This is a genomic window from Sediminibacillus dalangtanensis (genome assembly GCF_017792025.1).
In the GTDB taxonomy this organism is placed as follows: Bacteria; Bacillota; Bacilli; order Bacillales; family Amphibacillaceae; genus Sediminibacillus; species Sediminibacillus dalangtanensis.
This window is the reverse complement of sequence record NZ_CP046956.1, coordinates 2,213,463-2,228,335: the sequence shown is the minus strand read 5'-3', so window position 1 is coordinate 2,228,335 and position 14,873 is coordinate 2,213,463. Positions and strand designations below refer to the sequence as shown.

Below are 14,873 nucleotides of genomic sequence, written 5' to 3'. Positions count from 1 at the left end.
AAACCTCTGTTGATAGAGTTCACCACGATGAGGCTTGTCTTTCATTTTAGTACTGTGAAGATTTTGATTTTCTGATTTTGCCGTTCCATTTTTTAAAACCACCCTGAAGCTGGAACAATTCGTTGTATCCCTTTTTTTGTAAAAGAATGGCAGCTCTTGCGGTTCTTGTCCCATTTTGGCAATACATATAGATTGGCTGGTCTTTTCTTAGTTCAGTCAAACGGTTCCGCAGCTGGGAAAGCGGGATATTCCGTGCCCCCAGGATGTGTCCCCCGTCGAATTCTTTCGGTTCTCTTACATCAATTAATTGGGCTTTTCGGTAGCCTTGACGGAACTCTTCTTCCGATAAGGTTTTCAGTATTTTTCTTTGTTTAAAGTATCTATATATACCGAACCCTACTATCACAATTAGCAAAATCAACAGAAATTCAATTCCCATAATCTGTTCCCCCATTTTCTTTAGCGTCAACCTATATTATAGGCATGTTATTCGTTTTTTTCAAAGGATATTTCGGTGACTTCCTGTTCTATTCATTCCGAATGATGTCGTCAAAAATCGGGTTATAAAAAATTTTTTCTATCTTATCCTATTTAATAAGCTTTCTTTTTTGCGGTCTTACAGGTTTACTTGCCATTCAACAAAATACGCCAAAAAACGCAACTAATAAAAAAAGTGGTTTTCCAAAAAATTTAACCCATTTTCTTTTTTTATCTCGGATTTACGTTTATAATTGCGGTTTCTCATCTTTGACAAATCTTGTTCGTTTCGTTCCACTTAACAAGATATAGTATGTTTTTAAAAAACAAAACACAATATATTGTTTTATTTCTTGGAGATGTGGTAAATTGAATACTATACTTAAATTGTTTTTAAAGGGAAGAAGGAGTGATGCATATATGAAAACCATCACAGAAGTAAACATGCAGATTAATGTCGACCAATTAAACGAGGATATCGCCTTATTTGAGCAGGTGCATCCAATCACCAAGGACATGAAAATTACCCATAAAGGTGTATCGCGTTTAGTAATGCTAGATAGGTATGCTTTCAAGGATACAGAGAAAGCAACGTTGAAGTCAGGCGATTTTGTCGTGTTGACGGTAAAAGCAGACCCTAAGTTTCCGGCGCGGGGATATGGTTTTGTCAAATCGATCGATTGGCAGTCAAAACGTGCTGAAATTCAGGTGGACAAGGATTTTGTTTCTGTGCTGGATAATCCGGAAGAAGCGAATACCGGTGTTGTCAGCAGATCGTTGGATGTGATTGACAAACCACTTGAAATTTATTATGAACAAATTGCCATGCGGAACGCAACAGGTCTCGCAAAGGTAGAAACAACGGAAGAAAAGCAACAGGAAGCCTTTGAGCGCTTTTATCATGAATTATCCAATATGCATTTTATTCCAGCGGGACGCGTATTATATGGAGCAGGAGCAGAAACTGATGTGACCTACTTCAACTGTTATGTTATGCCATTTATCCAAGACTCGCGTGAAGGGATTTCTGATCATCGCAAGCAAGTCATGGAAATAATGAGCAGGGGGGGAGGCGTCGGTACGAACGGATCCACGCTGCGTCCGCGCAATACCCTTGCACGTGGGGTGAATGGTAAATCTTCCGGTTCTGTTTCCTGGCTGGATGATATCGCTAAGTTGACCCATCTTGTGGAGCAAGGCGGTTCTCGTAGGGGAGCACAAATGATTATGCTGGCAGACTGGCATCCAGATATCATTGAATTTATTATTTCTAAAATGCAAAACCCGAGGATTCTCCGATTCTTGATAGAAAATACAGAGGACGAGCAAATTAAAAAGCTGGCGCAGGAAAAGCTGAAATTCACACCGTTAACTCCGACGGAAATAGACCTTTACCAAGGAATTGTCAACTATAAAAACATGCCTGGTTTGGGAGGTTTTACGGAAAATGCTATTAAAGAAGCCGAAGAGAAGCTGAACACAGGAGGTACATACAGTGTTCATAATCCTGAATTTTTGACAGGGGCAAATATATCCGTATGCCTGACAAAAGAGTTTATGGAAGCAGTCGAAAAGGATATGGATTATGAACTTAGATTTCCGAATGTAGAAGGTTATACGCCGGAAGAGATGCAGGCTTATAATGAAAAATGGCATGAGATCGGCGATGTACGTAGCTGGGAAGAACAGGGGTACGGCGTCCGGGTTTATCGCCGGATGAAAGCGAAGGAATTGTGGAATCTGATCAATATCTGTGCCACTTATTCTGCAGAGCCCGGTATTTTCTTCATTGATAACGCGAATGACATGACAAATGCCAAGGCTTATGGACAGCAAGTTGTTGCCACCAACCCATGTGGAGAACAGCCGCTTGCGCCTTATTCTGTTTGTAACCTGGCTGCGGTAAACCTTGCTTCTGTGGCCGATAAGGAAAATAAACAGGTCGATTTTGAAAAACTAAAGAGCATTGTTCGTACAGGGGTAAGAATGCAGGATAATGTCATCGATGCTACACCATACTTTCTTGATGAGAATAAAAAACAGGCATTAGGCGAACGCCGTGTCGGTCTGGGGGTTATGGGTCTGCATGATCTTTTGATTTATACCGAAACGGAATATGGTTCAGTGGAAGGCAATCAGCTTGTCGATAAAATTTTTGAAACGATTGCAACTACTGCTTACCGCACATCGATTGAATTGGCGAAGGAGAAGGGCAGCTTCCCGTTCCTGATCGGAGATACAGAACAAGAAACCAGGGAGCTGCGCGAACGGTTTGTACAAACTGGCTATGTAGAGAAACTGCCGGAGGATATCCGTCAAGGTATTTTGGACCACGGAATCCGTAACTCGCATCTTCTAACGGTAGCTCCGACAGGAAGTACAGGTACAATGGTCGGTGTTTCTACTGGTCTGGAGCCATACTTCTCCTTCTCTTACTTCCGTAGCGGCCGTTTAGGTAAATTTATTGAAGTGAAAGCAGATATTGTCCAGGAATATTTGGACAGGCATCCTGGAGAAGATGCCGACCATCTGCCGAATTGGTTTGTTACGGCAATGGAGCTATCTCCAGAAGCGCATGCAGATACCCAATGTGTGATTCAAAAATGGGTAGACAGTTCTATTTCTAAGACTGTCAATGCTCCGAAAGGTTACTCGGTTGAACAAGTAGAAAGTGTTTACCGTAGACTCTATAACGGGGGTGCCAAAGGCGGAACCGTCTACGTGGATGGCAGCCGGGACACCCAAGTGCTTACCCTGAAAGCGGAAGAAAACAGCTTTGATGAAGAAGCTCAGCAACAGGAGGAAACTGCTGGCAACAAGCCACATGTCGTTTTGATGGATACCATCCACGAATTGGAAAAAACCAACGTGACGATTGGCTCGGAAGTCGGCGATACATGCCCCGTTTGTCGTAAAGGAACAGTGGAAGACATAGGTGGCTGTAACACGTGTACGAATTGCAATGCACAGCTGAAATGTGGATTATAAGTAACCAAAAGGGCGGCATTTGCCGCCCTTTCTTATTTGCTAGGACCGTTAATATGGAAAATAAATACCTTGCGGTTGTCTGCTTGTCTGCATGTATAAACTATTGTATGCTTTTACATAGAGGGAATAACTGGATTGAAGAAGCGAATGGAGGATTATTATGCCAACACCAAGCATGGAAGACTATATTGAGCAAATTTATCTGTTGATTGAATCGAAAGGATATGCACGCGTTTCTGATATAGCGGAAGCCTTGCATGTTCATCCATCCTCCGTCACAAAAATGGTTCAGAAGCTGGATAAAGATGAATATTTGAATTATGAAAAATACCGTGGACTGATCTTGACAGCGAAAGGAAAAAAGGTTGGTAAGCGGTTAGTATATCGGCATGAGTTATTGGAGCAGTTCTTAGAATTGATTGGTGTAAATAAAGAAAACATTTATGAGGATGTCGAAGGAATCGAGCATCATTTAAGCTGGAATTCGATCGATCGAATCGGTGACCTGGTGCAATATTTTGAAGAAGATGAAGCGAGAGTGAAGGAACTGGAAGCCATTCACCAAAAAGCAGAAAATCAATAATGCAACTTAGCAAAGAAGTATTACATCTTTTGGTATAATACTTCTTTTTAAATAGAAGCTTTTTCGGATATTTTGTATGCTTTAGTTTGTTACATCCTAGTAAACATAAACTACGACATAGTTTGAATGCGTCTTCCTAACTTCCTACTTTTATTGAGTTGGAGTTCGGCGCTGCGGAAATACCCTGCGCTTTCCGCGGGCGGCTGGTGAGCTTCCTCGAGCTAACGCTCTGCGGGATTTCACCGAGGCCTTTCCACCCGCTGGAGTCTCCAGGTATTTCCTCCGCTAGGAACAGATTCCTGTTTCTAAACGAGTGTACTAGACATTTTCTTTATTCACTTGGTACTACATAATAGACATAGCTTGAAAAACAAGCAGAAAGTCCAAGAGAAACGGGATCCCAACTGTTTTTCAAGAAGAGGTGTACACATTTCCTGACAGGCGTTTTTAAGAAGTCTTGTTGGCTCTAAAGGGTAAAGATTGTACGCTTGCGATAAAATCAGCACGCTTCTTAGCGCAGGGAGCATCGCAGACTACTGCGGGAAAAGCGCGAGCTGAAGATCCACTTGGTAAAGCGATATTTTTTCCAAGTTGGCTAAAGCCGTGCCCGCGGAAAGCGAAGTATGATACCGAAGCGGTGGTTACCACTCTTTAATAGGCAATAACACTTCACATTACAGTTACTGCGCAGTTTCTATCTTTTGTCCCACTCCTAGTCCGGAACAAAGGCTGGCGGCAATGTGGGTTAGCTTTTATTTACATTTTTTACACGAAAGAGGTGAAATTATGAACGTGCAAGGCATTAATCACTTGCTTTTTTCGGTAACGGATTTGGAGAGGTCGATTGCTTTTTACCAAAATGTGTTCGACGCCAAGCTGCTCGTAAAGGGGAGGAATACTGCTTATTTTGATTTAAACGGGCTATGGCTTGCCCTCAATGTTGAAAAAGAAATTCCGAGAAGGGAAATTCATCAGTCCTATACACATATCGCTTTTTCGATCGAAGAGTCGGAATTCGAACAAGCATGCAGAAAATTAGAGGAGCTAGAAGTCTCCATTTTGGAAGGCAGGAGCCGTGATGAGCGGGATAAATCCTCTATTTATTTTACAGACCCGGATGGACACAAATTCGAGTTTCATACTGGTACACTGCAGGATCGATTGGATTACTATCGGCAGGCTATGCCGCATATGGAATTTTTCTCCTAACAGAATTCCGTTTTGTTCTTCCCAAGAAAAGCTTAATAAATAATTGATGCATAACTAATCATTATCGAATGGAAACATAAAAATAATCGAGCTTACAGAGAAGCTCGATTTTTGCGTTTGTGTTTATTTCCGTCAATCACCCGCAAATGGGTGGCCCGGGCACGGTTGTTTTTTTTCTGTTTCAGGAGCGGGGCGTTCTTTTTGGCAGCCTGAGAAAATGTTTTTTTGCTGGCCGCATCTTCCCCTTTGTACTTCATCTTCGATTGCTTTACTGCCTTCTTATACTTTTTTAATTCGTTCGATGTACGCTTGCGGATGAAAAAGTAGTAAACGACCCCGTATAATGCAGCGCCGACCGCTACCATCATGACCAAATTCATTAATAATCCGCTTGTATTAGTTAACAGCTGAGCAGCAAACCCAAATATAGCAAGGCCGATCAGTAAATAAATAAAAAGGGACATCTTACTGCGAGTCATCTAATCAAGTCCTCCTTTCACCAGCGAAATAACCATTTCGATTTCTCTTACTATCCTGTATACCACTAAGGGAATGTCTTTTATCCTCTTAATTGGATTTTTCCAAAGAAAAAAATTGAAAGAACAAAAAATGTATGGGTGGTTGATGCAGGAAGCAGATGATCGAAATATAGTACGATAGCAGACTTCATTAATAACGTTTCCCGAATAGGAAGATTTTACACCGTATAGGTGGATTTTTCTTTTCAATTAATGAAGCATTTTCGGGAAAAAGCTTGTTGTCACTCACGAATAAATTCTTCCCTGACAGACCAAAAATTATTCAATATCGTTCTCTATTTTCCGAAAAGAATTCTTGGCCGTGTCACAGTGTGAAACCATATCTTTATTTTACTAAAAAAATATTTAGATAACTAGCGGATTTTTTTAGTGCACGAAAGAGTAGATGGATGAAAATGAAGGTTATTGGTCATTCTTATAAAGGAAGGGAGTGTTATCCATGTATAAAGACAACGAAAAATTAGAGCAAAATAAACAGGAAAAATCTGTTTCCTTTTTCCGGAAAGCCTTGTTCACTGGTTTTTTCGGAGGTGTGCTATGGAGCTTCATTGGTTTTGTCGCGTCATTCTTCAATTTTACTTCCTATTCACCAGCAACTTTCATTCTCAGACCCTGGCTGACTATGGCCTGGACAGATGGCTGGCTTGGTGAGTTGATTTCTATCTTCGTAATAGGCCTGTTGTCGATTGGGACAGCCGCTATTTTTTACTTTTTCATGAAAACGGTAGAAGGAATCTGGCCAAGTGCTATTTTCGGTATTGCATTATGGTTCCTGGTTTTTTATCTACTGCATCCGATTTTTCCCAATGTCCCGAAAATGACGAGGCTGGACAGCGATACGGTAGTGACAACCATCTGCCTGTTTTTGTTGTATGGCACCTTTATCGGTTATTCGATCGCTTACAATTATCAGGATGCCCAAAGGGCCGGGGGAAAAAATTATTCAAAGGATAGTTAATTATGATAAACTGAAAGATGATGTATCAGTATAGATGGTAAAGGGATGGGGAAGTTGCAATGAAACGATTATTACTGTTGAATGGTCCGAATCTGAACAGGCTTGGCAAACGAGAGCCGTCGATTTATGGCTCAACAACCTTGGAAGATGTACATGCAGAGATAAAAGAGTTAACCGCTGCCTATGGATGGGAATTGGACACTTTCCAATCGAACCACGAAGGGGAATTAATTGATTGTTTGCAAGATGCCGAGGGTACATACCAGGGGGTTGTTTTCAATCCAGGAGCATTTACGCACACTAGCATCGCTATCCGGGATGCAATCAGTGGTATGGATGTCCCAGTCATCGAAGTTCATATTTCCAACATACATCAGAGGGAAGCTTTCCGTCACCATTCCATGCTTGCACCAGTATGCTATGGTCAAGTGGTTGGACTGGGAACGACAGGATATCGTTTGGCAGCTTTAGCATTTCTGGAAGAAAACAAGAAAGGATGAAGAGGATGGGGAAACTGGAGAAGCTAAGACAGGCGCTAAAGGATCAAAATTTAGATGCATTGTTAATTACGAGTGCAAAAAATCGCAGATACATAACCGGATTTACCGGGACGGCTGGAGTTGTGCTGGTAAGTGCTGATAAGGCACTATTTATCACTGACTTTCGCTATACGGAGCAGGCCGGTGAACAGGTAAAGGATTTTGAAATTATCGAACATAAGCAGCCGATTCATCAAGAGGTTGCCGATCAAGTGAAGAAGATGGGCAGCAAGAAACTCGGCTTTGAAAAAGCTGATATGACGTATGGCCTTTATGAGCAGTACCGCGAGCAGATTGAAGCCGAACTTGTACCTACCAGCGGTTTGGTAGAAAAACTCCGTTTAGTAAAATCGGAAGAAGAGCTTAATATTATTAAAGCTGCCGCACAAATTGCCGACGCTGCATTCGAACATATTTTGACTTTTATCAAGCCTGGAGTTAAGGAAATTGATGTGTCGAATGAACTTGAGTTCTTTATGAGGAAGCAAGGGGCGACCTCTTCAAGCTTCGATATCATTGTTGCATCCGGTTTGCGTTCAGCTCTTCCGCATGGAGTGGCTTCAGAAAAGGAAATTCAGAAAGGCGAACTTGTTACCCTTGATTTTGGCGCCCTTTATAAAGGTTATGCTTCGGATATCACCCGGACGGTGGCTGTAGGTGATATTAGTGGTGAATTAAAAACAATTTATAATACTGTTTTGGAAGCTCAATTAAAAGGAATGGAAGGAATAAAAGCTGGAATAACAGGTAAAGAAGCGGATGCATTGACAAGAGATTATATTGAGGAAAAAGGATACGGAAACTATTTTGGACACTCTACCGGACACGGTCTCGGACTAGACGTTCATGAAGGTCCTGCTTTGTCACATCGGAGCGGGCAGGTTCTTGAAGAGGGAATGGTCGTGACTGTCGAACCGGGAATTTACGTTCCTAATGTCGGAGGGTGTCGAATTGAAGATGATACCTTGGTGACCAAGGAAGGAAATAAATCTCTTAGCTTCGCACCGAAAGAATTGATAACCTTATAGTTGAGGGAATGAAGGAGGAAATAGTATGATTTCAGTAAACGATTTTCGTACAGGACTAACAATTGAAGTAGATAATGGTATTTGGCAGGTACTGGACTTCCAGCATGTGAAGCCAGGTAAAGGTGCTGCTTTTGTTCGATCCAAGCTACGTAATCTACGCAACGGCAACATCCAGGAGAAAACGTTCCGGGCTGGTGAGAAAGTAAGTCGTGCTCATATTGAAAATAGAAAAATGCAATATCTTTATGCTTCTGGTGATACACATACATTTATGGATACCAATACCTATGAACAGCTTGAATTGCAGGCAAATCAAATTGAATACGAATTAAAATTCCTTCGCGAAAATATGGAAGTGAATATTATGACATATGGCGGCGAAACGTTGGGAGTCGAACTTCCTAACAATGTGGAATTGAAAGTTGAAGAAACAGAACCTGGTATTAAAGGGGATACAGCAAGCGGCGGCACCAAGCCGGCCCTTCTCGAAACAGGACTAAGCGTCCAAGTCCCGTTCTTCATTAACGAAGGCGATGTGCTTGTGATTAGTACTACAGATGGGAAATATGTATCCCGCGCCTAACCCAATACAAAAATAACTGCTAGATTAAAAACCAGTCCGCACCTATAATGCGGACTGGTTTTTTTATAGGCACTTTGTTGGTGCGGACAGATTTTGGAGGAGGGACAGGCCCTCTGCCTCAAATTAGTGAAAGACTGACAGTACTCGGGGTCAGTCCCCGCAAACAAAAAACAACTTCATTTTATTTCGAATCCATACTATCCAGAGGGATAAATAATATAAAAATTAGTAGGCAAAGGTACCCTTCTGAACCTCATTTGCTTTTTATCAAAGTCTGACCCCATAACCAGCACTTTGTTCTTGATTGGCTGAACCAATCATTCAAGGGGGCAGTCCCCAACACTCTGTACTGCTTCCTCCTTTTAAAGACCCTGTTTCCGTGGTTCTTCCTTCCTGCTATGGTGCTTGTTTTCGTTTGTCATATTTGGCGGTGTGCGGCATACATTGTTGGTAGGAGTGATAGAAGGGATACGAAGGGGTTGTAAATCCTGGTTTTCATTACATTCTAGAAACTCTTAGAGCGTTTCGAAAAAGCGAGGGTGGTTTTGTGGAAGAAATTTTACGATTGTTTTCAGAACCGTCCAGGACAAGCCTTGCCAGCATTATCGGCGAGCGATGGACAAGTCTTCAAGAGATAAGGGTAAGGCTGTCCCGGCCGATTGAACTTATTTTTGATAGTCGAAATGAATGGGCGAATGGATTGATACTGACGAAAGAAGACGGGATATATCTATTAAATCAGATCAGTCAATTTTCCCTCTATCGTCTGGAAGACGAACTGCGCGAGGGGTTTATCACGATAGAAGGCGGTCACCGTATCGGTCTCTCTGGAAAGGTTAATACAGTAAAAGGGTCTGTTAAAGCGATAAAGGATATTTCCTCTTTTAATATACGGATTGCTAAAGAAAAGCAGGGAAGTGCGGAAGGAATCATTCCGTTTCTATATGAGAAAGATTACTTGAATACATTGATCATCGGGCCACCACAGACCGGGAAAACGACGATGCTAAGAGATTTGGTAAGGTTGGTATCTTCAGGATGGGGACAAGCAGCAGGCAGAAAGGCAGCGGTCATCGATGAGCGTTCCGAAATTGGGGGCAGTGTAGACGGGATACCACAGCATGATCTAGGCCCTCGCACCGATATCATGGACGCTTGTCCGAAGGCAGACGGAATGATGATGATGATTCGCTCCATGTCACCAGAGGTTTTGCTCGTTGATGAAATTGGCAGCGAAAAGGATGTACAAGCCTTGATGGAAGCAATTTATGCAGGCGTGAAAGTGATTTGTTCCATTCATGGTGATTATCTGCATGAATTGAAAAAACGGCCTTCCCTACTGCCGCTTTTTGACAGTAATGCCTTTCAAAGGTATGTGGTGTTAGAGAAAAAAGTGGCTCCGGGGGCAGTGAAATGGATTTTAAATGGAAACGGAGAGCGTATCGAGAGGAAACAGAGGTGCAGACAAAATGAAGTGGATAGGAGCGATTCTGCTGCTTTGCGCAACTACGTGGGCAGGTTTTGAATTTTCAAGAAAATTGAGTGATCGACCAGTGCAGATCCGTCAGTTGAAAAGTGCGTTGCAAATATTAGAGGCTGAGATTTTATACAGTCAGGCCCCGTTGGCAGAAGCGTGTGCAACTCTGGCAAAACAACTACCTAAGCCGGTATCGCTGTTTTTTCAATCCGTGAATAAGGACTTACAGGGCAATACAACTGATCTGTATCAAATATGGAAGTACAATCTTGATCGTTTTTGGCCGCATGCCGCTTTGAAAGACAGCGAGAAGGAGGTCTTGAAACAATTTGGTAGGACTTTGGGACAGCATGATTTTTCCCAACAGCAAAAACACATTCAATTAGCGTTGACCCACTTGGACAGAGAACTGGAGGAAGCGCAGAATCAGCAGCTAAAGTATAGCAAAATGGTCAAAAGTCTTGGATTTTTGACTGGATTATTAGTCGTTCTACTCTTGATATAGACTAGAAAGGAGCAAACATAACATGCTAGGTGAGGCCGCCGTTCTATTTCAAATAGCAGGTATCGGAATCATTGTTGCCATGATTCATACAATTCTAAAGCAAATGGGAAAAGAAGATATTGCTCATTTCGCCACGGTAGTCGGATTTATCATCGTGATGATTATTGTCATTGAAGAAATTGCTGACTTATTTAATCAAATCAAATCTGTATTCCTTTTCCAGGGGTAGCCATGGAAATCTTTCACATTGTTAGTTTGGGGATCGTGGCAAGTTTACTGTACATCCTTTTGAAAGACCAGCAGTCGTCGATGGCCTTCCTGCTGATTCTTATAACAGGTATTGTTATTTTTCTCGCAGTCATCCAGTATATAGCAGAAATTTTTTCGCTGATCAACACTCTCGGACAAAAAGCGAATATAAACGGAATCTATATAGAAACGATTTTAAAAATAATCGGTATTGCTTATATCGCGGATTTTGGCGCTCATTTGACTCGTGATGCGGGACTGGGAGCCATTGCGGCAAAAATAGAACTGGCAGGAAAAGTGTTTATTTTGGTGCTGGCAGTTCCGATTTTGACTGCTGTGATAGAAACAATTCTCGGATTTTTGCCGGTTTAAATTGAGGGGAGGAAAGAAGAAGATGCACTCATTCACAAAATTCCTCACATTATTAGCCGTAGCGATAGCAACAATGATTCTCCTTCCTTCCCATGGCTTGGCTGCTGCCGAGGAACCCAACCAGTTTGAACAATTAAATGAACAAACTGTCGACTCCATATCGTTTGATGAAATAAAGGGTTACTGGAACCATGTAGTCGATGAATACAGTGGTTATCTGCCAGGATTGAAAAAATCCACCTTTATGGAATTTATCAAAAATCAGGAATCCCTTTCGATCAAAGATTGGGCCAAAGGCATTCTTCAATACTTGTTCCACGAAGTGATCATCAACGGCAAGTTGCTTGGCATGTTGATCTTGCTGACGTTATTTTGTGTGATTTTGCAAACATTACAGTCCTCTTTTGAAAATAATAATATCAGCAAAATAGCGTATGCCATTGTTTATTTAGTGCTAATTGTTCTGGCATTGAACAGTTTCCATTCAGCTGCTTCTTATGCTAAGGAGTCAATAGAACTGATGAGCGGATTTATGGTAGCGCTGCTCCCATTGTTGTTGGGTTTGATGGCCTCTTTAGGCAGCATGGCTGCTGTTTCTTTTTTTCACCCGGCAGTCGTATTTCTTATTCATGTTAGTGTCTTGTTGATTTCCGTCGTCGTCCTGCCACTATTCTTTTTGTCAGCATTATTATCCATTGTCAGTACGTTGAATGAACATTATAAAGCAACACAGCTTGCTGATCTGTTGAAAAATATCGGGATAGGACTGCTGGGGGTGTTCCTCACGGCCTTTTTGGGAGTTATCTCTGTCCAGGGAGCAGCGACTGCAGTTCAGGATGGGATTGCTTTAAAAACCGCCAAGTTTGTCACCGGAAATTTTATTCCTGTGGTCGGACGGATGTTTACAGATGCAGCAGATACCGTATTGAGTGCTTCTCTTTTGTTGAAAAATGCTATCGGATTGGTCGGTGTCATTCTTGTACTTGGTATCGCTCTGTTTCCTGCTGTGAAAATCTTTGTGATTGCCCTCATTTATAAACTCGCTTCCGCTCTCCTTCAACCTATTGGAGATGGCCCTGTGATTGAGTGTATGGACAGCATTAGCAAATATATTATTTATATTTTTGCTGCCCTGTTGATTGTCACCTTTATGTTCTTCCTGGCTATCGTGATCCTGGTTGCATCCAGCAATTTAACGGTGATGTTGCGATGAACAGGGAGGGGTTAGCATGAACTTACTGACGGAGTGGGTTACCCAAATTATTTTGTTTTTGCTGTTGGCGATGGTTATCGATCTCCTTATGCCGGACTCCTCTATGAAAAAATACATCAAGGTAGTAGTCGGACTAGTGTTGATATTGATCTTTTTACAACCTTTGTTCCGGCTTTTTCAAATGGATATCGACACAATGATGTCCCAAGCTTCAGCGGGGTTTGATATGGAAACCGAGGAAGAAGAAATGAAAAATTCAATCGAATTAAAGAAAAAAGAAATACAAGCCTCTCAACGTGCATATATTTTAGAAGAAATGGCTGTCCAAATGAAAAATGAAGTGGAAGAGGGGTTGGAAGAAAAGCATGATGTGGAAATTGCTGATATCTCCTTTCAGTTTGAAGAAGGGGAAGACCTTTCCTTCGAAACGTTAACAGGAATCCACGTTCTCTTAAGAAAACATCAAACGAACGTCGATTCAGAGGGTAGTGTGGAAGAGGTCGTGATAGATATCGGCGAAGAGCCAGTAAAGGAGGACATGCCTGACTCAAAACCAATCAAGTCCTTTTTGTTTGATGCATGGGGATTGGAAGATCAAACGATAACCATTGACTGGGAGGAGGGATAGAGTGAATAACCCACTAAAAAAACTGTTATCCCACGTTAAGCTAAAGCAGGATGAGGACAATAAGCCCACAAAGCTTGCATATCTACTGATTGTCGGGCTTGTTGGTCTGCTGTTGATCTTGGTCAGCGGAATATTCTCACCAGAAAAAAACAGCGAGGATAACATGCTATCTGTCACTCCTGACAGCAATACCAATGACCAGGAGACTTTCCTCAATAAAAAAGAAGAAACCGTCGCTGAGAAGGATGAAGAGATAGCGGACTTGGAAGGAAATTATGAAAGTGAACTAACAGCATTATTAGAAAAAATCCAAGGCGTTTCCGACGTGGAAGCAATGGTGAACTTAGATTCCACAAAGCAAAAGGTTTACGAAAAAAACTTGATCATCGGAACGCAGACCACAGACGAAACCGATCAAAACGGTGGAGAGCGTACCCTTGAAGATTCAACAAGGGAGCAGGAAGTCGTACTTGTCAGACAAGGTGATAAAGAAGTTCCGCTTCTTGTCCATACAAAAAAGCCAGATGTAAGGGGGGTCCTTGTAGTAGCCAAAGGAGTGGACCATATGCAGGTTAAGCAATGGGTAGTCGAAGCAGTATCCAGGGTTTTGGATGTCCCGACCCACCGGATTTCGGTCATGCCTAAAAAATAATAAGGAGGAATTGACATGCTGAAAAAGCAAACTGTTTGGTTATTGACAATGTTAAGTTTAATGATTGTGTTGAGTGTATATTATATGAGTTCTCCAAATAGTGAGGAACTGGCCTTTTTAAATAATGCGGATCAGGAAACATCAGGGGAAGGAACCCAAATGGTGGAAGGGGAGGGTGAAGAATTATTAGAGGAAGGAGACTCCGTCATCTCCGAGTCTTCGACCGATGAACTGTTCACTTCCATAAGAATGCAAATCCAGGATGATCGAAGTGCCAAGAAAGAAGAATTAGAAGAAACGGTCGCCTCAAGTACCGCTTCTACGGAAGAAATCAATGCCGCCTATGAAGAGATGCAGCAACTAGAGGAAGCGGCAAAAAAAGAATCAATCATCGAAGAAACAATTATGGCGGAAAATCAGTATGAAGATGTGCTCGTTCGATCAGAAGATAATGAAGTGGTTGTAACCGTCAAAGCAGAAGAATTGTCTAAAACGGAAGCGAATAATATCATTCAAATGGTAAAAGACGAGTTTGGTGAAGTGACAATCGAAGTGAAGTTCCAACCGGCGAGCTAAAACCGGACAAGTTAAAAATTTCCCATATAAACCGACTTTCCCGGCAACACTCCCTGGGGAAGTCGGTTTTTATTTATTGTATAGGAAATGATAAATTTAACTGTCTGTGGATCATTATTGGCTGAAACAGCCACGTTCAGCTCCAGCGCCTACCCCCTCGAGGTCTTAAGCCCACCCTCTGTGTGGCAAAAAGCGCCACGCCAAGGCTGTTCTTAGCTTGTCGGGGGCCCACACGATGTGGGCCATGCAGGCGTTGCCACAGGAAGTGGCGGCTCTAGCCTGTACTCCTTTAAACAG

General features: G+C 42.1%; 17 protein-coding genes. 15 read left to right on the top strand and 2 right to left on the bottom strand.

Annotated features, from left to right (window positions below):
* Window positions 1-46: 46 nt before the first annotated feature.
* A complete protein-coding gene (locus ERJ70_RS11235) occupies window positions 47-439 on the bottom strand; it encodes a rhodanese-like domain-containing protein (RefSeq protein WP_209364975.1) in 393 nt (130 codons plus the stop codon).
* A 458-nt stretch (window positions 440-897) separates the two neighbouring features.
* On the opposite strand from ERJ70_RS11235, the gene ERJ70_RS11230 reads away from it, so the two are divergent.
* The 3 genes from ERJ70_RS11230 (at window position 898) to fosM (ending at window position 5,257) form a co-directional block, all read left to right on the top strand.
* Window positions 898-3,465, top strand: a complete 2,568-nt coding sequence (locus ERJ70_RS11230; RefSeq protein ID WP_209364974.1) for a vitamin B12-dependent ribonucleotide reductase — start codon at window positions 898-900, stop codon at window positions 3,463-3,465.
* A 160-nt stretch (window positions 3,466-3,625) separates the two neighbouring features.
* A complete protein-coding gene (gene mntR / locus ERJ70_RS11225; RefSeq protein WP_074601087.1) occupies window positions 3,626-4,048 on the top strand; it encodes a transcriptional regulator MntR in 423 nt (140 codons plus the stop codon).
* Window positions 4,049-4,834: 786 nt separating this feature from the next.
* Complete coding sequence (gene fosM / locus ERJ70_RS11220) at window positions 4,835-5,257, top strand: FosM family fosfomycin resistance protein (RefSeq protein WP_209364973.1); 423 nt, start codon at window positions 4,835-4,837, stop codon at window positions 5,255-5,257.
* 92 nt (window positions 5,258-5,349) lie between these two features.
* On the opposite strand, the gene ERJ70_RS11215 is transcribed toward fosM, so the two are convergent.
* On the bottom strand, window positions 5,350-5,736 hold the full coding sequence (locus ERJ70_RS11215) for an SA1362 family protein (protein WP_074596982.1): 387 nt from the start codon (window positions 5,734-5,736) through the stop codon (window positions 5,350-5,352).
* 499 nt (window positions 5,737-6,235) lie between these two features.
* Here ERJ70_RS11215 and ERJ70_RS11210 point away from each other — a divergent pair, with 499 nt between their 5' ends.
* The 12 genes from ERJ70_RS11210 to ERJ70_RS11155 all read left to right on the top strand — a co-directional run bounded on the left by ERJ70_RS11210 (window position 6,236) and on the right by ERJ70_RS11155 (window position 14,576).
* Complete coding sequence (locus tag ERJ70_RS11210) at window positions 6,236-6,754, top strand: YqhR family membrane protein (protein WP_209364972.1); 519 nt, start codon at window positions 6,236-6,238, stop codon at window positions 6,752-6,754.
* Between the two features lie 59 nt (window positions 6,755-6,813).
* Entirely contained in the window at window positions 6,814-7,254 is a 441-nt protein-coding gene (gene aroQ, locus ERJ70_RS11205; RefSeq protein ID WP_209364971.1) for a type II 3-dehydroquinate dehydratase, read from the top strand.
* A 5-nt stretch (window positions 7,255-7,259) separates the two neighbouring features.
* Window positions 7,260-8,321 (top strand): M24 family metallopeptidase, encoded by a 1,062-nt coding sequence (locus tag ERJ70_RS11200; protein ID WP_209364970.1) that lies wholly within the window; start codon window positions 7,260-7,262, stop codon window positions 8,319-8,321.
* Between the two features lie 25 nt (window positions 8,322-8,346).
* Window positions 8,347-8,904 carry an elongation factor P gene (gene efp / locus ERJ70_RS11195; RefSeq protein ID WP_209364969.1) on the top strand — a complete coding sequence of 186 codons (558 nt, stop codon included), beginning with the start codon at window positions 8,347-8,349 and terminating at the stop codon, window positions 8,902-8,904.
* Window positions 8,905-9,451: 547 nt separating this feature from the next.
* Entirely contained in the window at window positions 9,452-10,429 is a 978-nt protein-coding gene (spoIIIAA, locus tag ERJ70_RS11190) for a stage III sporulation protein AA (RefSeq protein ID WP_209364968.1), read from the top strand.
* Window positions 10,374-10,886: a stage III sporulation protein SpoIIIAB gene (gene spoIIIAB / locus ERJ70_RS11185; protein WP_209364967.1), complete on the top strand. Its 513-nt coding sequence runs from the start codon at window positions 10,374-10,376 to the stop codon at window positions 10,884-10,886. Before spoIIIAA ends, spoIIIAB begins: the two co-directional genes overlap by 56 nt.
* A gap of 22 nt (window positions 10,887-10,908) precedes the next feature.
* Window positions 10,909-11,115 (top strand): stage III sporulation protein AC, encoded by a 207-nt coding sequence (gene spoIIIAC, locus ERJ70_RS11180; RefSeq protein WP_209364966.1) that lies wholly within the window; start codon window positions 10,909-10,911, stop codon window positions 11,113-11,115.
* Between the two features lie 2 nt (window positions 11,116-11,117).
* A complete protein-coding gene (gene spoIIIAD / locus ERJ70_RS11175) occupies window positions 11,118-11,507 on the top strand; it encodes a stage III sporulation protein AD (RefSeq protein WP_209364965.1) in 390 nt (129 codons plus the stop codon).
* A 22-nt stretch (window positions 11,508-11,529) separates the two neighbouring features.
* On the top strand, window positions 11,530-12,720 hold the full coding sequence (spoIIIAE, locus tag ERJ70_RS11170; RefSeq protein WP_209364964.1) for a stage III sporulation protein AE: 1,191 nt from the start codon (window positions 11,530-11,532) through the stop codon (window positions 12,718-12,720).
* A 16-nt stretch (window positions 12,721-12,736) separates the two neighbouring features.
* On the top strand, window positions 12,737-13,348 hold the full coding sequence (spoIIIAF, locus tag ERJ70_RS11165) for a stage III sporulation protein AF (RefSeq protein WP_209364963.1): 612 nt from the start codon (window positions 12,737-12,739) through the stop codon (window positions 13,346-13,348).
* 1 nt (window position 13,349) lies between these two features.
* On the top strand, window positions 13,350-14,000 hold the full coding sequence (gene spoIIIAG / locus ERJ70_RS11160) for a stage III sporulation protein AG (RefSeq protein WP_209364962.1): 651 nt from the start codon (window positions 13,350-13,352) through the stop codon (window positions 13,998-14,000).
* A 15-nt stretch (window positions 14,001-14,015) separates the two neighbouring features.
* Complete coding sequence (locus ERJ70_RS11155; RefSeq protein ID WP_209364961.1) at window positions 14,016-14,576, top strand: SpoIIIAH-like family protein; 561 nt, start codon at window positions 14,016-14,018, stop codon at window positions 14,574-14,576.
* Window positions 14,577-14,873 lie beyond the last annotated feature (297 nt).